General features: G+C 35.6%; 25 protein-coding genes and 1 pseudogene. 15 read left to right on the top strand and 11 right to left on the bottom strand.

Annotated elements, in window-relative coordinates; genetic code table 11:
- Positions 1-62 precede the first annotated feature (62 nt).
- A complete protein-coding gene (locus DFR56_RS03520; protein WP_110394055.1) occupies positions 63-419 on the top strand; it encodes a response regulator in 357 nt (118 codons plus the stop codon).
- A gap of 386 nt (positions 420-805) precedes the next feature.
- Here DFR56_RS03520 and DFR56_RS03515 read toward each other — a convergent pair whose 3' ends face one another.
- Both DFR56_RS03515 and DFR56_RS03510 read right to left on the bottom strand, forming a co-directional pair.
- Positions 806-1783, bottom strand: coding sequence for a 2-hydroxyacid dehydrogenase (locus tag DFR56_RS03515; RefSeq protein ID WP_110394054.1), 978 nt, complete (start codon positions 1781-1783; stop codon positions 806-808).
- A 137-nt stretch (positions 1784-1920) separates the two neighbouring features.
- Positions 1921-3114 carry an ornithine--oxo-acid transaminase gene (locus DFR56_RS03510; RefSeq protein WP_110394053.1) on the bottom strand — a complete coding sequence of 398 codons (1194 nt, stop codon included), beginning with the start codon at positions 3112-3114 and terminating at the stop codon, positions 1921-1923.
- Between the two features lie 767 nt (positions 3115-3881).
- Between DFR56_RS03510 and DFR56_RS03505 the strand changes: the two genes are divergently transcribed.
- Both DFR56_RS03505 and DFR56_RS03500 read left to right on the top strand, forming a co-directional pair.
- Complete coding sequence (locus DFR56_RS03505; RefSeq protein ID WP_110394052.1) at positions 3882-4238, top strand: YisL family protein; 357 nt, start codon at positions 3882-3884, stop codon at positions 4236-4238.
- Positions 4239-4375: 137 nt separating this feature from the next.
- Positions 4376-5875, top strand: coding sequence for an alpha-amylase family glycosyl hydrolase (locus DFR56_RS03500; protein ID WP_110394051.1), 1500 nt, complete (start codon positions 4376-4378; stop codon positions 5873-5875).
- 57 nt (positions 5876-5932) lie between these two features.
- Here the strand turns inward: DFR56_RS03500 and DFR56_RS03495 are convergent, their stop codons facing one another.
- From DFR56_RS03495 to DFR56_RS03480, 5 genes are all read right to left on the bottom strand, one after another.
- Positions 5933-7162 (bottom strand): hypothetical protein, encoded by a 1230-nt coding sequence (locus DFR56_RS03495; protein ID WP_146214240.1) that lies wholly within the window; start codon positions 7160-7162, stop codon positions 5933-5935.
- A gap of 541 nt (positions 7163-7703) precedes the next feature.
- The gene (locus tag DFR56_RS03490; RefSeq protein WP_110394049.1) at positions 7704-7967 is read right to left on the bottom strand and encodes a NifU N-terminal domain-containing protein; all 264 of its coding nucleotides are present in this window, start codon (positions 7965-7967) and stop codon (positions 7704-7706) included.
- Positions 7968-8148: 181 nt separating this feature from the next.
- Positions 8149-8358, bottom strand: coding sequence for a DUF3813 domain-containing protein (locus DFR56_RS03485; RefSeq protein ID WP_110394048.1), 210 nt, complete (start codon positions 8356-8358; stop codon positions 8149-8151).
- Complete coding sequence (locus DFR56_RS22790; RefSeq protein WP_158525485.1) at positions 8359-8511, bottom strand: hypothetical protein; 153 nt, start codon at positions 8509-8511, stop codon at positions 8359-8361.
- A gap of 231 nt (positions 8512-8742) precedes the next feature.
- A complete protein-coding gene (locus DFR56_RS03480; RefSeq protein WP_307786865.1) occupies positions 8743-9621 on the bottom strand; it encodes a Cof-type HAD-IIB family hydrolase in 879 nt (292 codons plus the stop codon).
- Positions 9622-9815: 194 nt separating this feature from the next.
- Between DFR56_RS03480 and DFR56_RS03475 the strand changes: the two genes are divergently transcribed.
- From DFR56_RS03475 to moaD, 4 genes are all read left to right on the top strand, one after another.
- Positions 9816-10577, top strand: coding sequence for a prolyl oligopeptidase family serine peptidase (locus tag DFR56_RS03475; RefSeq protein WP_158525484.1), 762 nt, complete (start codon positions 9816-9818; stop codon positions 10575-10577).
- Between the two features lie 393 nt (positions 10578-10970).
- Positions 10971-11282 carry a metal-sulfur cluster assembly factor gene (locus tag DFR56_RS03470; RefSeq protein ID WP_110394045.1) on the top strand — a complete coding sequence of 104 codons (312 nt, stop codon included), beginning with the start codon at positions 10971-10973 and terminating at the stop codon, positions 11280-11282.
- 71 nt (positions 11283-11353) lie between these two features.
- The gene (locus tag DFR56_RS03465) at positions 11354-11818 is read left to right on the top strand and encodes a molybdenum cofactor biosynthesis protein MoaE (RefSeq protein ID WP_110394044.1); all 465 of its coding nucleotides are present in this window, start codon (positions 11354-11356) and stop codon (positions 11816-11818) included.
- On the top strand, positions 11815-12051 hold the full coding sequence (moaD, locus tag DFR56_RS03460; protein WP_110394043.1) for a molybdopterin converting factor subunit 1: 237 nt from the start codon (positions 11815-11817) through the stop codon (positions 12049-12051). The genes DFR56_RS03465 and moaD overlap by 4 nt, the downstream gene beginning before the upstream one ends.
- A gap of 17 nt (positions 12052-12068) precedes the next feature.
- On the opposite strand, the gene DFR56_RS03455 is transcribed toward moaD, so the two are convergent.
- Positions 12069-12764: a Crp/Fnr family transcriptional regulator gene (locus DFR56_RS03455; protein ID WP_110394042.1), complete on the bottom strand. Its 696-nt coding sequence runs from the start codon at positions 12762-12764 to the stop codon at positions 12069-12071.
- 152 nt (positions 12765-12916) lie between these two features.
- Here DFR56_RS03455 and DFR56_RS03450 point away from each other — a divergent pair, with 152 nt between their 5' ends.
- Positions 12917-13156 (top strand): DUF2249 domain-containing protein, encoded by a 240-nt coding sequence (locus DFR56_RS03450; protein WP_110394041.1) that lies wholly within the window; start codon positions 12917-12919, stop codon positions 13154-13156.
- Positions 13157-13266: 110 nt separating this feature from the next.
- Positions 13267-14397 (top strand): TIGR04053 family radical SAM/SPASM domain-containing protein, encoded by a 1131-nt coding sequence (locus tag DFR56_RS03445; protein ID WP_110394040.1) that lies wholly within the window; start codon positions 13267-13269, stop codon positions 14395-14397.
- Here DFR56_RS03445 and DFR56_RS03440 read toward each other — a convergent pair.
- Positions 14394-15230: an undecaprenyl-diphosphate phosphatase gene (locus tag DFR56_RS03440; RefSeq protein ID WP_110394039.1), complete on the bottom strand. Its 837-nt coding sequence runs from the start codon at positions 15228-15230 to the stop codon at positions 14394-14396. The genes DFR56_RS03445 and DFR56_RS03440 overlap by 4 nt on opposite strands.
- A gap of 160 nt (positions 15231-15390) precedes the next feature.
- Here DFR56_RS03440 and DFR56_RS03435 point away from each other — a divergent pair, with 160 nt between their 5' ends.
- Positions 15391-15708: a hypothetical protein gene (locus tag DFR56_RS03435; RefSeq protein WP_110394038.1), complete on the top strand. Its 318-nt coding sequence runs from the start codon at positions 15391-15393 to the stop codon at positions 15706-15708.
- A gap of 84 nt (positions 15709-15792) precedes the next feature.
- Here the strand turns inward: DFR56_RS03435 and DFR56_RS03430 are convergent, their stop codons facing one another.
- A complete protein-coding gene (locus DFR56_RS03430) occupies positions 15793-15969 on the bottom strand; it encodes a DUF2929 family protein (RefSeq protein WP_242694712.1) in 177 nt (58 codons plus the stop codon).
- Between the two features lie 244 nt (positions 15970-16213).
- Between DFR56_RS03430 and DFR56_RS03425 the strand changes: the two genes are divergently transcribed.
- From DFR56_RS03425 to DFR56_RS03400, 5 genes and pseudogenes are all read left to right on the top strand, one after another.
- Positions 16214-17152 carry a beta-ketoacyl-ACP synthase III gene (locus DFR56_RS03425; protein WP_110394037.1) on the top strand — a complete coding sequence of 313 codons (939 nt, stop codon included), beginning with the start codon at positions 16214-16216 and terminating at the stop codon, positions 17150-17152.
- 140 nt (positions 17153-17292) lie between these two features.
- Entirely contained in the window at positions 17293-18534 is a 1242-nt protein-coding gene (fabF, locus tag DFR56_RS03420) for a beta-ketoacyl-ACP synthase II (RefSeq protein ID WP_110394036.1), read from the top strand.
- A 415-nt stretch (positions 18535-18949) separates the two neighbouring features.
- Positions 18950-19878 (top strand): annotated as a pseudogene (locus DFR56_RS23415) (transposase); the annotation flags it as partial.
- A 704-nt stretch (positions 19879-20582) separates the two neighbouring features.
- Positions 20583-20789, top strand: coding sequence for a YuzI family membrane protein (locus DFR56_RS03405; RefSeq protein ID WP_110394033.1), 207 nt, complete (start codon positions 20583-20585; stop codon positions 20787-20789).
- Positions 20790-20869: 80 nt separating this feature from the next.
- A complete protein-coding gene (locus tag DFR56_RS03400) occupies positions 20870-21628 on the top strand; it encodes a DUF3603 family protein (RefSeq protein ID WP_110394032.1) in 759 nt (252 codons plus the stop codon).
- Positions 21629-21786: 158 nt separating this feature from the next.
- On the opposite strand, the gene trpS is transcribed toward DFR56_RS03400, so the two are convergent.
- Positions 21787-22767, bottom strand: a complete 981-nt coding sequence (gene trpS, locus DFR56_RS03395) for a tryptophan--tRNA ligase (RefSeq protein ID WP_146214253.1) — start codon at positions 22765-22767, stop codon at positions 21787-21789.
- Positions 22768-23228: the final 461 nt, after the last annotated feature.

Below are 23228 nucleotides of genomic sequence, written 5' to 3'. Positions count from 1 at the left end.
TATAGAAGTAAATCGATTACTATTGAGTAGTATGAACGTACTAGGACAAAAGGGAGAAAAACATGGCTAAAATATTAATAACAGATGACGCTGCTTTCATGCGCATGCAATTAAAAGATATAGTGACGAAGTTAGGACATGAAGTGGTTGGGGAAGCAACAAATGGCTTAGAAGCAGTTGAAAAAAACAATGAGTTAAATCCAGATATGATTACAATGGATATTACGATGCCAGAAATGAGTGGCACAGATGCAGTCAAAGAAATAAGAAAGACCGATCCAGACGTAAAAATCATTATGTGTTCTGCAATGGGACAACAAGGAATGGTCTTAGAAGCGATCCAAGCAGGTGCTCAAGATTTTATCGTGAAACCATTTACACATGACCGAATAAAAGAAGCAATTGAAAAAGCACTATAAAAAGCAGGTAGAGAATTCGATTCTCTGCCTACTTTTTACTTTTACCTAACAAAACGTAATGAATTGTTTTTATCATCGAAGAAGCATTACCTTATCACAGAACCCACTTATGTATTGTTTAGGCGAAAGTTGTGCCTTATGTACCGAGAAATTCTTTTATGTGTTGAAATATTCAATTATGTGCTGTTTCCGGGTTTTATGGTGCAACTAACATATAATTATACCCTTATAATCATTGTGGATAACTTCCCATATAAACCTTATATAAAAAATCGCCCCGCACGAAGACGGAACGACTTTTGAGAAAATAGGATAAATTAAAAACGATGATGGCGAAGTTGAGCCGATCGAGACTTTTATCTCAGGAAATATGTACAATTAGGTGCTTATCCTTTCCAAACAGATTCGTTAATTAAGCTAGGTGGCTTTTCATTATTGAGCCCAGCGAGTAAGTTCTCACAGGCAAGCTTGGACATTTTTAATTCTGTTTCATAGGTAGATGAACCGATATGTGGCAACGTTACAACATTTGGCATATCTAGTAAGGGATTATCGGGTTCAATTGGCTCTTTTTCAAATACATCAAGTCCTGCGGCGGCAATTTCTTTCGTTTGTAATGCCGTAATTAAATCTTTTTCAACAATCGTATGACCACGGGACCCATTAATAAAGATTCCAGTTTTTTTCATTAATTTAAATTCACGTAAAGTAAGCATTCCTTGCGTTTCTTTTGTTAACGGTGTAATGAGTAGAACATAGTCAGACTCTGTTAAAAGATCGTCAAGCTTTCGGTATGAAGCATTTACGTTGGCCTCAGCTTCTGGCTTTTTCGAACGGTTATGATATAAAATATTCATATGAAAACCATGATGAGCTCGGTGTGCGATCGCAAAACCAATTTTCCCCATTCCAATAATTCCTAATGTTTTATGATGGACATCTACACCGTAAAAATCTGCAGATAGATCAGCTTTCCATTGACGAGTTTTTACATATTGGTCAAGTTCGGGCATTCGTCTTGCTGTTGCTAGCAAAAGACCGAACATTGTATCTGCTACCGTATCTGTTAGCACATCAGGTGTATTGGTCGCCATAATACCTCGTTTTGTCATCTCATCGATATCTAAATTATTATACCCAACAGAAACATTACTAATGATTTTTACGTTTGGTGCCAAATCTAGTAATTCATTATTAACAGGCAATCCTAATCCAATAATACCTTCTGCACTTGCTAAAGCTGTTTTAAAATTATCATCCATCAGTGGAGAAGAAGTTGAAAAATATGTCACATCACATTTTTCCTTTAACCCATCTAAAACTTCTTTCTCCAGCCTATTTACAACTATTACTTTCTTTCTCATCTGAATCCTCCATTTCTTTGCAAAAAAATACGCTTTCATCTATGTTCAAAAATTTGGCTGCCGCAATTCATTCGATGCGACAGCCAAGATAAAAGCAGTAAAAAAGCTAAAGTTATCTTAGCCGCCACGAATCATTATTAACCTAAAACTTCATTTATTTTTTGTAAGGCCCAGTTAATATCAGCTTTTTCAATGATTAATGGTGGGGCAAAACGTATCACATTTTCATGAGTTTCTTTACATAAAAGTCCTTTATCTTTTAATGCTTCACAGTAAGGGCGGGCCGGTTCTGTCAGTTCCATGCCAATAAATAATCCCTTTCCACGCACTTCTTTAATTATTGGGTTTGTGATCTTTTGTAATTCCCCTTTAAAATATTCACCCAGTTCTTGTGACTTTTCAGGTAACTTTTCATCTATAATGACATCGAGTGCTGCAATAGAAACGGCACATGCTAGAGGGTTTCCTCCAAAAGTTGATCCATGTGAGCCAGGGTTAAACACACCGAGAATATCTTTGTTAGCGACGACACATGAAATAGGGAAGACTCCACCACCAAGTGCTTTTCCTAAAATAATTATATCTGGTTCAACATTTTCCCAATCACATGCGAACAGCTTCCCACTTCTACCAAGCCCAGCTTGGATTTCATCAGCAATAAATAACACATTATTTTCATTACAAACTTCATATGCTTCTTTTAAAAATCCTTCAGGTGGAATATTGACGCCAGCTTCGCCTTGAATTGGTTCCAATAAAAATCCAGCTGTGTTTTCCGTTATCGCTTCTTTTAATGCATCGATATCTCCGTATGGGATAACTTTAAAGCCTGGAAGCAATGGACCGAAGCCACGTTTATTATCAGGATCAGATGATAAAGAAACAGCTGCCATCGTTCTACCATGGAAATTATCGATACAAGCGATAATTTCCGCTTGATTTTCCCGAACGCCTTTTACATCGTATGCCCATCGCCTAGCTGTTTTAATAGCTGTTTCAACTGCCTCTGCACCAGTATTCATCGGCAAAGCCATATCTTTTTTCGTTAATGTACATACTTTTTCATACCATGGTCCAAGTTGATCATTATGAAAAGCTCTCGATGTCAGTGTGGCACGATCCGCTTGTTCTTTTAATGCTGCAATGATTTTGGGGTGACAATGTCCTTGGTTTACAGCGGAATAGGCACTAAGTAGATCCATATATTTATTCCCCTCAGGATCCTCTACCCAAATACCTTTTGCTTTATGTACAACAATCGGAAGCGGCATATAATTATTCGCTCCGAAATTTTCAGTTTGCCGGATAACTGTTTCACTTGTTTGTATCATAAGATCCCTCCGTCATATAAGATTGATGCTTCAAGTATAGCAGTTTTTATAACAAATAAGAAGGAAACTTTCCTTCATTTTACAATGCTGTCCCCTGTTTTTTAAATTGCCAAGAAGAAAATGGGTATTCATAAAAGAAGGGGAAAATAAGCGCTTCTATCTATCCTACCGCAAATAGAATATATTTGCTTTCCATGATGGACAGGACGTACTAGTGGCGCACAGGTCACAAATCTTTATGGTGAAATGAGCGTAAGTGCAAACTCTTTTCGATGGGACGAGCATTTAGCGCAGTCCCAAACTCTTTTCGATAGGACGAGTGGGCGCAGTCCCAGGACGTGATGCCTTTAGCCGACTAGGTGGTGTGATGAGCTTCTTCAGGTTACGGCTAGTGGGACCTCATCTAGCACTTTCTCAAAGCCGTCAGGCGCATGCTTTCCGCAGGCGAGTGCTGAGCCGCTTCATCGTTACCTCCTGCAGGGTCTCAGCTTTCCCGCATAGGCTAGTACTTCCTATAAAAGTAAACTTCCATCTGATAATGCGAATGCCCGAAAAAATAACATATTAGATTTTCATCAGAATAAGGTCAATACATTTAGCAAGTGTTTCACCATTTTGCCAAACTTCTTTAAAAATGTACCTTTTATGCTTTAACCATGATGTATATTTAATGAATTTGAATGATGTACATGATATAATGCAAAGGTACATTATACCAATAATATTGCTATACACGATATTACTTTAGAGGAAGGGAGATAAAAAAATTGGCACATTTACATATTACTGCTTGGGTTCTAGCGTTTATTTTATTATTCGTCGTAACTGCATTTTATAAATCCGGCAAAACGAAACCTGGAAAAATTCTTCACATGATTTTACGACTTGATTATTTACTTATTTTATATTCTGGGGGAAGTTTATTTGCTTCTTATAGCAGTATCTCTGGTGAATTAATTATTAAAGTGATTGCTGGATTATGGGCTATTGTTGCAATGGAAATGATTACAGTTCGAACGAATAAAGGAAAGCCGACAAAAGCCTTTTGGATTCAGTTTGTAGTCGCGGCTTTAATAGCTATTATTCTCGGGTTTGGTCGCTTACCTTTAGGAATTCTTCCTTAAGAAAAACGTTGTTAAAGGCTATCCTTTTGGTAGGATAGTCTTTTTTTCAAATAGGAATGTTGTTCCATGAGGACAAGTACGTTTTTAAATAAAAACAGGAGTTTTTCTACTACTACAAATGATTCGGAGTGCTAATGATGAAAAAAATATTTATATCGCTATTCGCCATTCCATTTCTACTATTTGCTACTTTTCCTGCGCAAGTGAACGCTGAAAATGAATCGACGCTTCCGGAAGAAATTATTTACGATATTTTAGTTGATCGCTTTAATAATGGAAGTCAAGCTCCTAGTGATCAAGTCGATATTCATGACCCATTTACTTATAATGGGGGAGATATTCAAGGAGTGACGATGAAACTTGATTCGCTGCAGGAGTTTGGAATAACAGTGGTATCTTTATCTCCAATAATGGAGAATGCTAAAAAAGGATATCATGGATATTGGATTGAAGACTTTTATTCAGTGGAAGAAGAATTTGGAACGATGGATGATTTGAAAGAATTGGTAGAAGAAGCACATAAAAAAGATATGAAAGTTATCTTGGAATTTGTAACGAATTATGTGGCGAAAACGAGTCCAATCGTAGATGACGCGGATAAACAAGATTGGTTTCTGGAAAATGAGATCGAACCAATCGATTCGACCCAATGGCTTAATGATGTATATGTCTTGGATCAACATAATCAAAATGTTGAGGATTATTTAATCGATGTCGCCCTTTATTGGATGGATGAAGTGGATATTGATGGGTTTAAATTACATGCAGCTGATCAGTCTTCGCCGACATTTTTAAAAAATTTAACACAAGAAATAAAAGAAAAAGATCCCAATTTTTATGTGTTAGCTACAACATTACAAGGCAATGAAGATGTAGCTGATGTACTACAAATTGACACGATTGATGCAGTTGCAAATGAAAAGTTGTCCACTGAAATGAATCATGTATTTACAAAAGCAGATGAACCTGTTTCTAAGTTGTTTGATCATAAGGAAAGGGAAAAAGGTTATCGTGATTTACTTTTTGTCGATAATATAAATACGGCCCGTTTTTCTAATAACTTTGCCGATAATGGGCGTAATGCAGTGACAACATGGACACTTGCACTCGCTTATATGTATTTAACACCTGGTGTACCGATTATTTATCAAGGTTCTGAAGTGCCGATGTATGGACCAGGCTACCCTGAAAATCAATATATTGTTGATTTTACGAGTGCTGATCCTGATTTAGAAAAAGTGTTTGACCGTTTGGCATCACTAAGAGATCAATTTCCTGTGTTAGTGTATGGTGATATTGAACAAGTTGCAGTTGATGGTGGATTAAGTTTGTTTAAACGAACATTGGATGATAAATCAATTTATGTTGCGATTAATAATGATAGTGAATCCCGAGTTGTTACCATTTCGGGAATTGATTCAGACCTTCAGTTAAAAGGTTTACTGCATGATGATACCGTTCGCGGAAATGAAAATGGTGAATTTCTCATTGGAATGGAACGGGAATCCGCGGAAGTATTTATAATACAGCCGAATGTTGGTTTTAATTGGGGCTTTATTGGATTTGTTGCTGGAGTATTTATCGTTTTTGTTGGAGCGATCGTGTTATTAAGTAGAAAACAGAAAAAACGTCAATAAGCAGAGAAGTAAAAAAACTACCAGTAAATGGTAGTTTTTTTGAAAAACAATAAAGACCTAAGCAGTACTACTATTTTTAACGAATGATGTCCATAAGATGCCAATGCTACAAAGTAATAGGATACTTGCCACGAATAATAGTTCGTGATGGAACCATACAGTTTTTCCTATGGTCCACGTTAAATATCCGGAAAGAAAGAGAACGAACTCATTCAAGAGAAAACCAGCCAAAAAAATGTTCATTCCTTTTTGGACCCAAGTGCTTGATTCTTGGAGCAGCTGCATATTTTGAAATAATGTTAAAATAAATATACTAATAAAGCCAAGAAACATTAAATGTAAATAACCGATCACTACAGATCGTGAATCGTAAACGAGTAAAGCAAATGGTAGATGAAGAAGCCCAAGTTCCATTACACTTTTACTCATTAATAGAGCAAATATGAAACAATATGTTCGATTCATGCGACGACTAAATATTTGTTGAAACTGACTCCTCACTTGAAATAGAGCTATGCAAATGATAATAACACCGAGCAATTGTCCAATAGCACCAACAACAGCAAAAACAATCCCGATAAAACCGACATCAACCCATAAAATTGATAAAAAGAAACCCGGGAAAAGGGAAATAATATAAATCCAAAAACTCGCTTGCAGAAAGCTTGTCCGTAAAGTTATCCCTTTTTTCTTTAATAAAGCTATAAACATTCCGATCAAAAATAAATACAACCATCCATTGTATTGAAAATGTAAATAAAAATATATTGCTATATCAAACAATACTGAGTCGCGTAATCCTTGAGCAGAAATCGCACCTAATGAAAAGGGACCAAGTGTTGAAATAAACAACATAAATAAGGAACCTTTTATAAAATGCTGAGCAATCTTTGGGATAGTAGATATTGTTTTCAATGAAATGAAAATAAACATGATGACCCAATATTCAATCCCAATATGTAAAGTAGAAAAGATGATGGAATATAGCGCGTATCCTTCATATAAAAAAGCAAAAAACATGATTATCGTTACAAATACAGTAGAAAAGACGATCGTAATCGCTTGTCCTTTATAAATAATTTCATCCCAATTCATGTTAATAAATAGAATGAATACAGCTAAAAAAGTCCATCCAAGAATGGCCATATGAGAATGTCCGTGTAATAGGTGGTTGTATGGAATAAACTCTTTACCTGAAATAATAAAAAAACGCATCCATACTCCAGTAATGGCCGTCAATCCGAAAAAAAGAAATGGGAAGTGAGTGAGAGATTTAAGTCTAGTCATACATATCACCTCATGAATTATCATGCGCTTTTAGGTGATGAGGCACAAGGGGAAAAATAAAAATTCACTTAACTATAACAATTGTATGGCGAAAAAAGAACTTTTTATCATTTGTTCGATATGTCTAAGAAAGAACTGTGCCAATTACAAAAAGAATCCTTTAATGTTCCAATATCGTCTATATCGTGTTCGGCGATTCGGAAAGAGGAGGGGAAAGAACAATAAGTGCAAGCACTCATTCAGCGACGTTTACCTTGCACCTTACCAGTAGGGTGGATTGGTTGTCACGCAAAGGGACGAACTTAGTCGACTTCCTTTTCCATAAGATCAAGGGAACATGCTCTTTCCTAAGGGGATGCCGACGCATGTGCCAAAATCCTGGATCAATATTGACTTTCATCCGAGAGCATAAGGGCGACACCCCCTGTCTAAAGTCAATCGGCCAGTCTACTTTTTCGCAGAAAGAAGCTTGAAATTTGCTACAGCAGACAAATAAAAAGACGACAGATGATTGTCGCCCAAGGTTTCGTTCTATATGTATTTAGTATCCATACTCTTCCATGATTTTTACAACTTCAACGACTAAATCATCCCATTCAACATCAAAATGCTTATTGACGGTAATGAAATTTTGATAGCCGAATACATTATCCACTCCATCTAACTTCATTAAATCATTTAAAATTTCATGTTCACTCGTATCACCAGACATGACAGAGATACTATTTGTTCCTTCAAAAATCATTTTATCAGTAGTAAATTTAATTGCGTTAGGATTAGGTGTTGCTTCAGGTCTAACTCCCATTTGTATCCCTCCTATAAATCATTACTATTTAGTCACTTATCTTAAATGTATCATATTTCATGAAAAAAGACCATTCCCATAATGGAAATGGTCGATTGCTTTTATAAAAACGGTTATCATTTTATAAAATGAATTCGGATTTATGCAAGCAATGAATGAAGGGAACCCGCAGAGTTAGCGATTAATGCAATTTAATTTTCTCCTCTAATTGTTGCTCAAAATGTTGTAATTGAGTTTTTTCTTCAGGAGTTGCTTCATTATAAGCTGCTTGGATTGCTTTTCGGACAGCTTCTTTTTCTTGTTCGGTATGCTGATGACCTTCATGTACTGGACTATTTGCCAAAAAGCTTGTCATCATGTCTTTTGCTTGCTGAAAAAGATTCTTTTCCAATTAAAATCCTCCTATTGTGCTATTTTTAATTTCTTCACGTTTTCGCTCTACGTCAGATCTTAACGTTTCATCTTCGTGAACAGGTGGATCATAATATTTTTTGGAATTATCCTTCTTATTTGTTTCCAATATCTGTTTTTTACGTTTTTTCATCAAAATTCCCTCCGAAGAAAGCAACAAAAATGAATGGAGAAATGGCATTGACAGCTTTTTCATAAGCATGTCTCTTATATGCGAAAAAGTGAACGTTCGTAAATCTGAGCTTATCGCCATGCCTTAGCTGGAGAAAAGCCTTATGCAGTAAGAAATTTTTCATTCTATCTGCTGATTTAAACGTTCACTTATAGTATGGAAAAATGCTCAGCGATTATTAAAGGTAAATTATTACAAATTATCCGCCTGTTTTTTGCTAATTGGTTCAGCAATAGACAAGTTCATTTTAAAATAGTCCGCTAAAAACGATGCAACTCCATGTTCTTCATTTGTATCAGTTACATATTTTGCGAGAGATTTCAATTCATCAATTGCATTTCCCATCGCAACACCAATACCCGCGTAATGAATCATTTCTAGATCATTACCTTCATCACCAAAAGCAATGATTCTTTCCCGAGGGATTTGATAATAATCCGCAACTTGCTTTAAAGCTTCTGATTTATTCATTTGTTTATTCATCACTTCAATGATATGAAAAGGTTCGCCCCAATTACGGTGGTCGATGATTTCTGCATGTAGATCATTTAATGTATTGGTTAAGGTATCAACATGATTTTTGTCAGGGTAAAGTAACATTAATGTGGGATTTTCTTTTAACTTTTCCTTTATTCGTCCGACGACAAATGATTTATCACCTGCATCGTCTTGGTGACCATAAAAATGAGCAATATTTTTATCATATTGATCTAAATAAACGGAATCGTGAACCGCAGCAAGAACATTTTTCGAATTTAATTCATAACATGCCTCGACAATTTCAATAGCGGTATTGTAGTTTAATGGGGTGTGGTAATTTCCCCACTTTTTATCAAGTGGATGATGTAAAACAGCGCCATTTGAATTAATTAGCGGCGTATTTAAACCAAGTTCATGATAATATAGGATACTCATTCGATTCGATCTTCCCGTTGCGATAACTACGATATGGCCTTGTTCGATTAAATTTACAATCATTTTTTTTGAAGTCAGCGATATCTTCTTGTCATCTGTTAAAAGTGTTCCATCTAGATCGATTGCGATTAAATGCTTTTGTCTCAATAAAATCACCTCATCTATCATTAGTTTAGCAAAAATGAGCTAAATTCTCCAGTGCCCGAAGTGAATTTACAGCTTTTTAATGGGATACAGTGGTTGTAAACTATCTAAAAAGCATATTTTAGATGAACTAAAGTTCCTTTGACTTTACAAATGAATTATCATTCATTCATAATGAAGGTAGTAAAAACAGAAAGGAAATGACAATGATACAAATAGATAAAAAATCGGTTGGAGAAATTTCCATATTAAACGTTGTTCAAACAGAAAAAATAAACGAAAAGCTTCCGACAGTCATATATTATCATGGCTTTAATGGAGAAAAGGAGAGTAGCTTGACATTAGCATATAAAATTGCTAAAAAAGGCTTCCGTGTCATTTTACCGGATAGTATACTCCATGGAGAAAGAGGAAATGGTACATCGCAAAATGAAAGGGATTTGGCATTTTGGAATATTGTGATGCAAAACATTTCAGAATTACAGCTTATAAAAGATTATTTAGAAAGAGAAGGATTGACGATTCCTGACCGTATTGGTATTGGTGGCACAAGTATGGGCGGTATCACTACCTATGGCGCCCTAAAGAAATATCGTTGGATTAAAGCAGCCACAGTCTTAATGGGGACTCCACAAATGACAGCATATGCATCCATATTATTGGAAAGGTATAATCGATTGAATGAAAGAAAAATTACAGAAGAAGAAGCAAAACAGACGCTTACCAAGCTTGAACCTTATGATCTTTCATTCGATTCCGAGAAACTTGAAAGCCGTCCATTATTAATATGGCATGGTGAAAAAGATGCTATCGTTCCATTAAAACATAGTGAGACCTTTTATAACAAAATCGAGAATGAATATGAAGACAAAGAAAAGTTGAAATTAATCATTGAAAAAGATCGCATACATAATATAACCCGTCTCTCGATGGAGGGAACAGCGGACTGGTTTAATCAGCACCTTTAAGCGAGTGGTTTATATGGAGGCATGTGCGGGCAAATTAATTACGTTCGTCATTTAGAGTGAAGTTGTAGTTATCGCTGAAATATCTCTCAAAGTCGCTGAATTTTCTGGAGTTACCGCTGAACTTCCAGAGGTATTCCTAAAGTCCTAAATCTCCGTGGTATTACCGAACTTTATTGAAACCCGCTACATACGAAGTGAAAAGTTAAAGGCGCATAAATTCTATCAAAGTGCTGATCGATCTAGAAATCGCAGACTTTCTATCCAACAAGATGTTGACATCAGAGGGATTCTTTTTCGAAAAGCTATTTATTCGGCTCATTTGTCATTATTCATTCCAAAAAAATAAAAAATATGGTTAAATAAAGATAGCATCTATTAAGGAGGTAATATGAAATGGATGAAGCTCTGAAAGAAAATATAATGGGCGCACTAGAAAATGTTATTGACCCTGAATTAGGTATTGACATTGTAAATATGGGATTAATTTATGATGTTGATCTAGACGATGAAGGTTTATGTACTGTGACGATGACACTTACTTCTATGGGTTGTCCACTTGCAGGACATATTGAAGCAGATGTAAGAGGTGTGCTTGCAGATATCCCGCAAATTAAAGATATAGATGTAAAGATTGTTTGGGATCCACCTTGGGGTAAAGATAAAATGTCACGTTACGCAAAAATTGCTTTAGGAATTCCAGACTAAGAAAAGAAGGTTGATTCATCATTTTGTTGGATCAACCTTTTATCATATTCTTTAAAGGTGAGATGATATAGATGGACAACTTTTGGATAACAGATAAACCGATTCAAGTGAATGATTGTATTAGAAAAGTAACCCATCCAAAAGCAGGCGCGATAAGTACTTTTATCGGCATAGCGAGAGAATTTACGAAGGGAAAACAAACTTTATTTTTAGAATATGATGCCTATGTTCCGATGGCGACAAAACAGCTTGCACGAATTGGAATGGAGATTAAACAAACTTGTCCTGAAGCGGAAATTGCGATTGCCCACCGAATTGGACGGCTAGAAATTTCTGAAGTAGCAGTTGCAATTGCAGTATCAACACCACATCGAGATGCAGCGTTTAAAGCGAGCCGCTATGCAATAGAGCGAATAAAGGAAATTGTCCCCATTTGGAAGAAGGAACATTGGGTAGATGGGACAAAATGGATTGGTAATCAAAAAGAAACTACTTCATATGAAAATAAAATACCGACGAAGGAGGAAATGCATTGATTGATTTGCTATTTTTTGCACAATTGCAAGAAAAAGTCGGTAGTCCAAAGATAACAATTGAAGCAAATGATATTTCGATCAAAGAAATTAAGGAAAAATTTTTAGCAAAATATAAGATGGATCATTTATTAAATGAAGCGATGATAGCAGTAAATGAAGAGTATTCAAAAGAAGATGCGGTCGTATTTAGTGGTGATGTCGTAGCATTCATTCCGCCGGTTAGCGGTGGATAAAAGAAGGGAGAAAGTTTTCAAGTGAAAACTTTCTCTTCTAATTCCGTGTGATTAACGATAAGGTAGCCATTTTTATCGTTTTTAATCACATGTTCTTTTTTTAACTGTGTTAAAGTCCTACTAATTGTTTCACGACTTGAACCAATCATATTCGCTAACTCACGGTTTGTTAAAAGAACGGTCAATTTAGACCAATTCTCATCTATTTGCTCTCCGTTTTTCTTTGCCAGCCGTAGCAGAAGTAAAATAATTTGGTCATACACATTATATAAAATTTTTTCCTCTAATCGTTTTTGCAAATCAATAATGATTTCACTTAATACGCGAAACATTTTAATACTAATTTCTGGATGTGTCAGTAAAAAGTTTTCAAAAGAAAGAATCGGAATATTAATTAATAATGCATCTTCTAATATTTCCGCATGGGCTGGATAATTTCCTTTTCGAAAAAACCCTTGATGGGGAAACATATCATCTTTTTGCAAAACGTTCACAATTTGTTCTTTTCCTTCATAATCTGTTTTGTATATTTTCACTTTCCCACTTTGAATAAAGTACACATCTGTCAATGGTTCATGTTGCATAAAAACGATCGTTCCACTCTCATATTTTCTTGATCGGGCGAAATCAACAATTGGTTCCATTTCATACTCATTTAAATCTTTGAAAATAGGGAATTGTTTCAAAAAATTATAGATCTCATTATTTTTCATCTTTTTTCCACCCTTTTTAATCCTCTCCTTATTATCATATGTATTTTTTTCCCGATAGACAATTATTAACTAATAAAATTGTGATTTATATCACAGTAATAAAAAAGCTAGTACGATATACTTACGTTGAATTTAATGAAATGGAGGTTTTGATGATGGAAACAAAATATAAGGCAACAATTAATGCACCTGAAATTGAGTCCAAATATCGTCACCCTTTTATTCTAGAAACATTTGATAGTCTTGCATCCGGTGAATTTTTGCAGTTGAAAAATGACCATGATCCACGCCCGCTCCACTATCAATTTATGCAAGAAAGAACAGACCTTTTTACATGGGAATATTTAGAAGAAGGTCCGGCTATTTGGCGTGTCGCCATAGGGAAAAGATAAAAATAAGTAAACATAGAAAGGTTGTCCTAATAACATCATGAGTTGTACCTACTATAATATAAGGGTTTTGGGCACCTTTTATTTTTCCAATCTAAGAAAGGATGATCCTCATGTTTCCGACAGATTATCATGAAAATCCGTTTATTGTCATATGGGAGTTAACTCGGGCTTGTCAATTGAAATGTTTACATTGTAGAGCAGAAGCCCAGTATCATCGCCATCCTCTAGAATTAACATTGGAGGAAGGTAAAAAATTAATTGACGACATTTATGAGATGAATAATCCAATGCTCGTATTTACGGGGGGAGATCCTTTAGAAAGGCCAGATATGTTCGATATTGCTTCTTATGCTATTAATAAGGGGGTTCGTGTTTCCATGACGCCTTCCGCGACACCTAATGTAACGAAAGAGGCGATGGAAAAAGCAAAAGAAGTCGGTATTGCCAGATGGGCATTTAGTATTGATGGACATAATGCAGAAGTTCATGATCATTTTCGTGGTGTTTCAGGATCATTTGATCTAACGATGCAAGCAATCTCTTATTTACATGAGCTTCAGATGCCACTACAAATAAATACAGTCATTTCTAAATATAATTACCCTTATTTGGATGATTTGGCAGAAATGGTTGAGCAGCTTGGCTGTGTGCTATGGAGTGTCTTTTTTCTTGTACCGACGGGCAGGGGGAAAGAGTCGGATATGATTTCGCCTGTTGAACATGAAAAAACATTGAGATGGCTTTATAGCTTGTCCAAGACAGCTCCATTTGATATTAAAACGACTGCCGCACAACATTACCGAAGAGTCGTTATTCAACATAAAATGAGGGAAAAAATAAGTAAAAGTAATCAAGATACCATTTTATATGAAGATGCTTTAACGACCGGAGAAATTGCACAAATTGATGGATTAGGTCGTGCACCACGTGGAGTAAATGATGGAAATGGATTTGTTTTTATATCTCATATTGGTGATGTTTATCCGAGTGGGCTTTTACCAATTAAAGCAGGAAATGTTCGCACAACACCACTGGCTACGATTTACCGGGAATCAGAAGTATTTAAAAACTTACGAAATCCAGATAAATATAAAGGAAAATGTGGTGTATGCGAATTTCGTCACGTTTGTGGAGGCTCACGATCTCGTGCTTACAATGTAACTGGCGACTATATGGAAAGTGAGCCATATTGTATCTATATTCCAAAAGCTTGGCGCAAGCGGCAAAAAGTAAACATTTAGTTAAAAAATAATTGATAGACGATGACAGCTGTTCCTACGACTAGACAATAATAAGTGAAAATAATTAATTTACCTTTTTTCATGACGTCAATAAACCATTTCAGTGCAAAATAAGTCGTAATAATCGATGTAATAAAAGCTAACGTGTATGGAATGAAATTAGCTGAAAATAACGGATCATTTACGATATCTTTATATGATAGAACATTAACTCCAATTGTTACTGGTATAAATAGGAGAAATGAAAATCGCAATGCTGTTTCGCGTTTTAAACCAATTAACATTGCTGCTACAATGGTAGCTCCTGATCGACTTATTCCAGGAATTAGTGCACATGTTTGTGCAAGTCCAATGATAATCGCGTCCTTCATGGTAATATCTATATCGGATTTAGTTCCCTGTAAATTCCGAATAAGCCAAACGAAAAAGGCTGTAACTAGAAGCGAAATACCAACAAAAAGTGGCTTTGTCAGCTCTTCACTAATAAATTGTTCAATCGCAAGACCAAGTACTCCAGTAATCATTGTTGCTAGAAGTAGGTAAAGTGTAAACCTAAAACTATGTGCATATTGCTTTTCGCCTTTAAAAAGAAAAGCAATATTTTCTTTGATTAAAACGATAAGATCATTTCGGTAAACAGTCATAATAGCAAGCAACGAACCGAAATTCACAATAATTTCAAATGAAAGACCAGTTGTATATATGCCGAATAAATCTTTGATTAGAATGACATGTCCACTTGAAGAGATTGGAATCGGTTCGGTAAATCCTTGTACAAATCCAAGTAAAATAAATTTTATTAATAAAATTAAATCTGCTCCATTTTCTAACACTCGTACCACCCTTTTTATCTATTAATTGTATGGAAGTAATGAACGGAAATCCTATTAAAGCTTAAATACAACCCGTATTTTTTTAGCACCATCAAATATAAACTGATGGAACGTCTCATGACCTAGTTGAATAATCTAGGTGGTGAGGAGGGAATATATTATGGATGAAAATCTTGCTTATCAAAATATCTATGAAACATGTAAACAGCATATGCATTCATATGTATTAGTTGAAACAATGGACGGTCTAAAAACAGATGGCATCATCACAGGACTGGATGAAGAAAATCTTTATTTAGCAGTTCCGTTAAATCAAGGTCAGGAATCTGCGCAACAATTTCCAAATCAATTTGGTGCATACCCGGACCCATTTTATGGACCAGGTTTTGGTTTTGGTTATGGATCACCTAGAAGGTTTCAAAGGCTCGTTATTCCGCTTGCTTTTTTAGCTACATTAAGTCTTTTACCATGGTATTAACAAAAACACCCTTACTTTATACAATATACAGTAAGGGTGTTTTTTTCATGTTAATTTTATGTTAATTTTTTGTAAAAAAATCATTTAATCGCGTTGGGATACGTGTAAAACCCCATCTAATAAGACAATTCCGATGATCATACTAATTGAAAATGCAAGTGATTGCGTTACATTAAATGGTTCGCCAGCCATGCTTGCAAGGACATATGCTAAGGCTCCGCCAATTAAAAGTGCCCAAATAATTGTCATAATCAGTCTCATTCATTACACCTCATTTTTCGTAACAGTTGTATTTTTATCTAAATGATCGTTTAATATATCCTTATCTATATTACCAAATTTACTCTTTAAATAAAAGCAATTCTATCGTTCGTTCACCTTGTTCCTTTTTAATCATACTTGAAGAGGTGGAAAAAATTTTTCTCTTGCAAGAACAGAAAAAATAGCTTAAAGTTAATACCAAGTCATAATATTTGCTATTAATTAATAAAAAGGAGTTGGCAAGATGGGGGTAGGCATTATTGGAACAGGGCATTATGCACCTGACAATATCGTTACAAATAAAGATTTGGAAAAAATAGTCGATACGACAGATGAATGGATCAGAACAAGAACAGGAATTGAGGAAAGAAGGATTGCCAAAGATGATGAAAATTCTTCCGATATGGCATTTATTGCAGCTGAAATAGCGATAGCAGATGCCGGCATTTCAGCAGAAGAAATTGATTTAATTCTTGTTGCGACAGTTACACCTGATACACCATTTCCATCGGTCGCTTGTATGATTCAAGATCGCCTTGGTGCGACAAATGCTGCTGCAATGGATGTTGGCGCTGCTTGTGCAGGCTTTATGTATGCGTTGATTACTGGGCAACAGTTTATCGAAGCGAAAGCATATAAAAAAGTGCTTATCGTTGGTGTAGATAAATTATCCAAAATAACAGACTGGACAGATCGAAATACATGTGTGTTGCTCGGTGATGGCGCAGGTGCCGCTGTATTAAGTGAAGTATCAGAGGGGAAAGGAATCCTATCCTTTGAACTTGGCTCTAATGGTGCGGGTGGAAAAGATTTATATCAAGATGAAAAAGGTCATCTTATTATGAATGGGCGTGAAGTGTTTAAATTTGCTGTCAGACAAATGCCAGAGTCTTCTGTAAATGTCATTGAAAAAGCTGGTTTAAGTAAAGAAGATGTCGATTACTTAGTGCCACATCAAGCGAATATTCGGATTATGGAAGCGGCGAGACAGAGACTTGGGATCGCAGAAGATAAAATGGCAAAAACGATTCAACATTTTGGAAATAATTCATCAGCTTCGATTCCAATTGCACTATCCGAATCCATTCAAAAAGGAAAAATTAAAGATGGCGATGTTATTGTCTTAGTTGGATTTGGTGGTGGACTTACTTGGGGCGCTGTTGCTTTAAGGTGGGGAAAATAGACTAGGTTTATAAAATGTGTAAAAGCAAATGGACTAATCCTTAAATTAAAGAGAAGAATATAGTAAATTGTGGTACTATTAAGGGTACGTTATGATAATTTTATACAATGATCTACTATGTTAGCAAGGAGGCAATTTTCATGGAAAATAGAAGAGTTGTAGTTACAGGAATCGGCGCTGTTACTCCTTTAGGGAACGATGCAGCAACGTTATGGGATAATATTATTCATAGCCGATCTGGAATTGATTTTATTACACGTGTGAATAAAGAAGACTTTCCTGTACATGTAGCAGCAGAAGTAAAAGACTTTGATGCAAAAAAATATATGGATCGTAAAGAAGCTAGAAAAATGGATTTGTTTACCCAATATGCTGTAGCAGCTTCGAAAATGGCTGTTGAAGATGCAAATTTGACGATCGATGAATCAAATGCTGATCGTGTTGGTGTGTGGATCGGCTGTGGGATTGGTGGAATGGATACGTATGAAGAGCAGGTTAGACGTTTTATTGATAAAGGATATCGTCGTGTAAGTCCATTTTTTGTACCGATGTTAATCCCAGATATGGCGGCGGGTCAGGTTTCCATTCAACTTGGGGCTAAAGGAATCAATTCTTGTACAGTTACTGCCTGTGCGTCTGGAGCAAACTCTATTGGAGACGCCTTTAAAGCTGTTCAGCGTGGCGATGTCGACTATATTATTACAGGTGGGACAGAATCACCGATTACGAATATGGCATTTGCAGGATTTTCAGCAATGAAGGCATTAACATTTAATGATAATCCGAAAACAGCAAGCCGCCCTTTTGATCAAAATCGCGATGGTTTCGTTATGGGTGAAGGAGCAGGAATTTTAGTATTAGAAACATTGGAATCTGCCCTTGATCGTGGGGCAAAAATTTATGCGGAAATTATCGGGTATGGTGCAACTGGAGATGCATTTCATATTACAGCACCTGCTGAAGGTGGCGAAGGAGCAGCTCGCGCAATGAAACAAGCGTTAGCGGATGCTAATTTGGAGCCAGAGTCTGTTGACTATATTAACGCACATGGTACAAGTACTGATATGAACGATAAATATGAAACACAAGCTATTAAAACAATATATGGTGACCATGCAAAGAAACTTGCAGTATCTTCGACTAAATCAATGACAGGTCATTTATTAGGCGCGGCTGGCGGAGTCGAAAGTGTTATCTCGGTCAAAGCAATCGATGATGGAATTATTCCTGCAACGATAAATTATGAAACGCCTGATCCAGATTGTGACCTTGATTACGTACCAAATGAAGCGAGAAAACAAGATGTAAATGTCGTGATGAGTAACTCATTTGGTTTTGGAGGACATAATGCATGCCTCGTATTTAAAAAATATGAAAACTGATCCTTTTGGGTCAGTTTTTTTCATTGTGTAGTGATCAATCCCCTATTGTACCGGTTATACCTATTTAATCGTTCGCTCGATTATTTATTTTCTAGTTTTGTAGTAACGAATAGCTCCTAATCATGCCCTCTATTCTCTATTCCTCTATTTTTAGTTTTAAGGCCACGAACAGCCCTTAATCACATCGCTGCCTTTCCATTTTTTCTTTCTAACTCAACTTTCGCACCACTAAAATGAGTTCAAATAGTTGCTTGGTTAAGCTTGGGATGCTTCTAATTATATCCTTGACAACCTTGGTATTATAAATAGTTTTCCAAAAGTCGGGATTGCTAATCTTTCTCCTACCAAATAGCATTTGTTGTTTATTACATAGAAGAAATAAACTGCGCAGTAACTTAAGATAGCGGGATGTCCCATCGCTGCTGAATTATCTTATTCAAAAAAGGTAATTGAAACAGTGGAAAATAAATCACAACACGTGGAGATTCCTGCAGTAAAGGAAAAATTAAATGTATTAAAAGAAGCCGTGGAGGATTTTACGTTGGAACTGAGTTATTCGACAGACGAGGATGCTCGTTTTGGACATAAGGCAGAAGATTCTTCTTTTTTTGGTTATAAAACACATATTTCAATGAGTAATGAACGTATTATTACAGCTGCTGTTGTTACTACAGGTGAAAAAAATGATGGGAAATATCTACAGGAATTAGTCGAGAAAAGTAAGCAAAGTGGAATGAAAGTTGACACAGTTATCGGGGATACAGCATATTCATCCAAAGATAATATTGTCTACACAAAAAGTCATGACATAGATTTGGTTTCTAAATTACATCCAATTGTTACAAATGGGGCACGTAGGGAAGCTGATGGTTTTGTATATAATAAGGATGCTGGAACATATATGTGCAAGGCAGGACATTTAGCCACAAATAGGAAGGTGGAAAATCCAAATCTGATAAGAAAAATGTTCGTTATCGGTACATGTTTGATGTAGAAAAGTGTAAAGTATGTCCATTCAGAAAAGGATGTTACAAGGATGGGGCAAAAACAAAATCATACTATGTATCAATAAAATCAACTGAGCACCAGGAACAAAAGGCCTTCCAGGAAACGGAAGAGTTTAAACTCTTATCAAAGGAACGGTACAAAATTGAAGCAAAAAATAGCGAATTAAAACAAAGACACGGATATAAAAAAGCCATTGCCGCAGGTCTGTTTGGTATGCAGATACAAGGTGCAACGACAATATTTGCCGTCAATCTGAAAAGGATATTGAAACTAATGGATAAAAAAGGGGATAAAATACTCTCGACCGTCCGTGTAAAATTTTTAAAAAAGAATTAGAGGAAAAAACCCCTTCAATTCTTCTTTATTTTCTCATTATAATTTTATGAATTTTTCAATCGGATGTTTTTCAGTGACCTCCCTGTCCTCCCACAGGAGTCTCCGTGCATTTCCTTCGCTGGGATGTGTTAATAGTACGAGGCATTTATTTTACTATTCTGATGGTTGTTTGGAGCGAAGGACCATTGACTCCTGTGGGAAAAGCGCGTGTCCGAAGACCCCGCAGAGTGGTTTTCTCGAGGAGGCTGAGGCCGTGCCCACGGAAAGCAATGGTCCGTAGCGGAAAACAACCTACCAGTTATTGCGTAGTTTATTTCAAATGCGTGATAATAGCAACAAACTTAACGAAAAGAGCAGGTGGATTTTAGATGTAAACAGACTGCTTAGAGCAAACAGGTAATCCAAAGTCAACTCGAGTACTGTATCTTCACTTTCTTATTCTACGAAGGCTTCTTTGTCCATTTCACTCTGCGAAAGTTGAGTTTCTAAGTATAGTTTATCCCCTAATTAATTTCCCGGCAATTTTCCTCCTATCCATTTTTTTATCACTAACAGCCACTATTCCGACTAGTAGAGCATATTTTAGCTGAATCACGAATAAACATTCAATAAATAGAGGAATGGACAAGCAGAGGGTGGAATATGTTTTTTGGCTCTGCCCCTCAGTGATATAAAATTGGTGGACAAGTTATGGAGTGAATAGTATGGGATATATCCTTCTATTTTTAATTGGATTTGGACTAGCTGTATCAGGTGGCGTTACGATTATCGCTTATATGAACTTTTTACCCGCTGGTATTTCATGGATGGAATATTTTATTTTTATAAAAGGCAGAATTGAATGTTATTTTTTACCAATAGGTTTTTTACTTATGATGATTGCCATTCAGCGATTCCCTGAAAAATTGTGACGATCATGATAACTCGAATATTTTTACCAGATGGTGGTCATAATGTTACATAAATAGTAATTTAAAGTGAGGGAATAACAATGTTGTATCTTTATGATGTCTGGGTAAACTGGTTCGAAGGAGAGGAAGAAGGGTATAATGTATGTCATTATCATGAATGGCGTAAAAAAGACCAAATAGAAATTCTTGAACAAGTGCCAGTTTTATACATATCAGAATGTCTTTACAATACAATTGAAAATAGTTTATATGATTTGCCTTCAACTCTTTTAGATCAAATACATAAGCGAGCATATATGAGAAAGGGTCACACACGTGAAGTGCTTGATTACGCTTGTATCGTAACGGATGGGAGAGGAATACTTGTCTTTGATACTATTGGGTATCATATTCCAGTCCGGAAAAGTAGACTAATCCCAAGGCAGGAACAACAAGTGTTTGAATTATGTAAAAAGACGAAACAACTAAATTTTGACATGATATCGAAGAATGATGATCGTAAAGACTCCTTAATGTCAATGGATAAACAATATATGTACGGATTAACAAGAAGAGAAAGGCAACTAAAAAAGTTATTAATGATCGCGATGGAGCAGTTAAGGGAAACGAATAATGTAAATGAAATGCTTTACTGGCTTTCAGAATGGGATAATAAAAAACTGACATATACGACGTATCAATCAAGTATTAAAGAAATATGGGATATATTATATGATGATATAAAAGACGGGTGGACTGAGGGACATGAAAGATTATGTGCCCAGCTAGTGAAAGGAAATCCATTTTTAGAAAAGTTTTGGGAAATGGAACAAGTGGAAAATAAAAATAAATCTCATTAAAAAGAAGTTAACAAAAACAATTGAAAATGACTGTTCGAACTTTTAAAAAGGGAACAATGGAACTTGAACAAACATGTAAAAGTGTTTGAAGGGTGTCTAAGGCTTGTAAGTATGAAATATTTCCTGCTTTCGCGCCTTTGGACACCCTTCTATTATTATTAGCGAAGAAGACCCATTTTCTTCTTCGCTTTTTGAAGTGTTTTTAATGCAACTTTATTTGCCTTTTCGGCACCTTTTGTTAAAATATCATCGAGCTCTTTGGAATCGATTAGTTCATTATATCTATTTTGAATCGGTTCAATTGTTTCTAAAACTGCGTCAGCAACTGCTGATTTAAAATCTCCATACCCCTTATTTGAAAAGTTCTTTTCCATTGTTTCAATGGACTCACCAGTGCAACTAGCATAAATCGTCATTAGATTTGACACTCCAGGTTTATTTTCTTTATCAAATTTTACAATACCTTCTGAATCGGTGACAGCACTTTTAATTTTCTTTTCCATTTGCTTCGGTGTATCGAGCATTGAAATATACCCACGTGCATTTTCGTCTGATTTGCTCATTTTTTTCACGGGGTCTTGTAAAGACATAATTCGTGCTCCAACGTCGGGAATTCGAATTTCAGGAATGACGAACGTTTCCCCAAATCGTTTATTAAATCGTTCAGCAACATCACGTGTTAATTCTAAATGCTGTGTTTGGTCGTCACCAACTGGTACAATATTTGCTTGGTATAATAAAATATCCGCTGCCATTAAGGTAGGGTAAGTAAACAATGCGGAAGAAACAGCTTTTCTACCTTCTGACTTATCTTTAAATTGTGTCATTCGTTCTAATTCGCCCATATAGGCAATCGATTGTAACATCCAACCTAATTCCGTATGTGCTGGAACTTCTGATTGAATAAACAAAGTCGCCTTTTCAGGATCAATTCCAGAAGCAACATAAAGGGCGGCGAGTGATCTAATATTTTGCTTTAATGTTTTGGGATCTTGTGGAACAGTTATCGCATGTTGGTCAACAATACAAAAGTAACAATGATGTTCTTCTTGTAATTGTACAAACTGCCTCATCGCGCCTAAGTAATTTCCGAGCGTTAGTGTTCCACTTGGCTGGATGCCAGAAAATATCGTTTTCACCATTCATTCACTCCAATATTCATCTACTTTCAAAAAGTCCATTTAATCCTTTAAAAAAGGTACAAATAAACGTTTAATACCTTGTATAAACATAAGTAAATGATATACTACGATTTTTGTGAAAGCAAGAAAAGTATGAACGTAAACAATAAATGGTGAGAAAATAAGAGGTATTGGTAAAAAAGCTATTATGAAATTCGCTCACTTACTTAAAAATAGAATGAACATATGAAAATATGTCCATTTTGTGAATGAAAATAACGGGAAATAAATGTAAATTTATGTTTATAAATGATGATAATGGGTAGTATATATGTATGTAGCTACAGTTTGTAACAGAATTATGACATTTCGTGAAAGCAAATAAAAAAATTCGAAAGGCTCTACCTTTTACTTGACAAATATAGTATAATTTATATTGAAAGTTTATTTAAAGTAATTCTTATTTAATAAAAAAATAC

It is taken from the genome of Pseudogracilibacillus auburnensis, assembly GCF_003201975.1.
In the GTDB taxonomy this organism is placed as follows: domain Bacteria; phylum Bacillota; class Bacilli; order Bacillales; family Amphibacillaceae; genus Pseudogracilibacillus; species Pseudogracilibacillus auburnensis.
The sequence above is the reverse complement of the archived record's forward strand: the minus strand, read 5'-3'. Positions and strand labels throughout refer to the sequence as shown.

Excerpts from the sequence above, each read along its gene's own strand:
- DFR56_RS03510 (WP_110394053.1), bottom strand. The coding sequence starts at position 3,114 with ATGATACAAACAAGTGAAACAGTTATCCGGCAAACTGAAAATTTCGGA.
- DFR56_RS03475 (WP_158525484.1), top strand. The coding sequence starts at position 9,816 with ATGATACAAATAGATAAAAAATCGGTTGGAGAAATTTCCATATTAAAC.
- DFR56_RS03450 (WP_110394041.1), top strand. The coding sequence starts at position 12,917 with ATGATGGAAACAAAATATAAGGCAACAATTAATGCACCTGAAATTGAG.
- DFR56_RS03465 (WP_110394044.1), top strand. The coding sequence starts at position 11,354 with ATGGACAACTTTTGGATAACAGATAAACCGATTCAAGTGAATGATTGT.
- DFR56_RS03500 (WP_110394051.1), top strand. The coding sequence starts at position 4,376 with ATGAAAAAAATATTTATATCGCTATTCGCCATTCCATTTCTACTATTT.
- DFR56_RS03435 (WP_110394038.1), top strand. The coding sequence starts at position 15,391 with ATGGATGAAAATCTTGCTTATCAAAATATCTATGAAACATGTAAACAG.
- DFR56_RS22790 (WP_158525485.1), bottom strand. The coding sequence starts at position 8,511 with ATGAAAAAACGTAAAAAACAGATATTGGAAACAAATAAGAAGGATAAT.
- DFR56_RS03405 (WP_110394033.1), top strand. The coding sequence starts at position 20,583 with ATGGGATATATCCTTCTATTTTTAATTGGATTTGGACTAGCTGTATCA.
- DFR56_RS03495 (WP_146214240.1), bottom strand. The coding sequence starts at position 7,162 with ATGACTAGACTTAAATCTCTCACTCACTTCCCATTTCTTTTTTTCGGA.
- DFR56_RS03515 (WP_110394054.1), bottom strand. The coding sequence starts at position 1,783 with ATGAGAAAGAAAGTAATAGTTGTAAATAGGCTGGAGAAAGAAGTTTTA.
- DFR56_RS03445 (WP_110394040.1), top strand. The coding sequence starts at position 13,267 with ATGTTTCCGACAGATTATCATGAAAATCCGTTTATTGTCATATGGGAG.
- DFR56_RS03520 (WP_110394055.1), top strand. The coding sequence starts at position 63 with ATGGCTAAAATATTAATAACAGATGACGCTGCTTTCATGCGCATGCAA.
- DFR56_RS03400 (WP_110394032.1), top strand. The coding sequence starts at position 20,870 with ATGTTGTATCTTTATGATGTCTGGGTAAACTGGTTCGAAGGAGAGGAA.
- fabF (WP_110394036.1), top strand. The coding sequence starts at position 17,293 with ATGGAAAATAGAAGAGTTGTAGTTACAGGAATCGGCGCTGTTACTCCT.
- DFR56_RS03430 (WP_242694712.1), bottom strand. The coding sequence starts at position 15,969 with ATGAGACTGATTATGACAATTATTTGGGCACTTTTAATTGGCGGAGCC.
- DFR56_RS03490 (WP_110394049.1), bottom strand. The coding sequence starts at position 7,967 with ATGGGAGTTAGACCTGAAGCAACACCTAATCCTAACGCAATTAAATTT.
- DFR56_RS03470 (WP_110394045.1), top strand. The coding sequence starts at position 10,971 with ATGGATGAAGCTCTGAAAGAAAATATAATGGGCGCACTAGAAAATGTT.
- DFR56_RS03455 (WP_110394042.1), bottom strand. The coding sequence starts at position 12,764 with ATGAAAAATAATGAGATCTATAATTTTTTGAAACAATTCCCTATTTTC.
- DFR56_RS03425 (WP_110394037.1), top strand. The coding sequence starts at position 16,214 with ATGGGGGTAGGCATTATTGGAACAGGGCATTATGCACCTGACAATATC.